The sequence below is a fragment of the Oceanobacillus sp. J11TS1 genome (assembly GCF_018333215.1).
GTDB lineage: Bacteria > Bacillota > Bacilli > Bacillales > Amphibacillaceae > Oceanobacillus.
Genome location: NZ_BORO01000073.1, coordinates 1 through 436, shown reverse-complemented (window position 1 = coordinate 436; position 436 = coordinate 1). Strand labels below are relative to the sequence as shown.

Annotated in this window: 1 protein-coding gene; it reads right to left on the bottom strand. The window is 40.8% G+C overall.

Annotated features, from left to right (window positions below; all coding sequences use genetic code 11):
• Window positions 1-112: 112 nt before the first annotated feature.
• The gene (locus tag KI343_RS19890; protein ID WP_212928122.1) at window positions 113-358 is read right to left on the bottom strand and encodes a hypothetical protein; all 246 of its coding nucleotides are present in this window, start codon (window positions 356-358) and stop codon (window positions 113-115) included.
• Window positions 359-436: the final 78 nt, after the last annotated feature.

Here is a 436-nt window from a genome sequence, read left to right as displayed (position 1 = left end):
CATTATCAGTTATACTAGTAGACATAGGTAAGGTCTCCTCTTCTTAGTTTTTGTGATGATTAACTAATGGGTAGGATAACCTTACCTTTCCTATTTATTCAGCTTACACAGACTATTGTACGTCATCGAAAGCGCTCCAACCAAGTCCAGCTTCGCTCCGAAATAGAAGAAAAGCGCTCCAACCTAGTTCAACTCCGCTCCAAAATAAGCAAAAGCGCTCCGCCCCAGCCCAACCCCGCTCCAAAAAAGAAGAAAGCGCTCCGCCCCAGCCCAACTCCGCTCCAAAATAAGCAAACGCGCTCCAACCAAGATTAAGTCCATATAATTGTGTAAAAAGGGGAAATAAAAAAAGAGCCATATTAATTCCTTATGATACAATGTTTTCAACGACGATAAACAAAGTAGGAGGAATTAATAATGACTCAATTACAGTTTA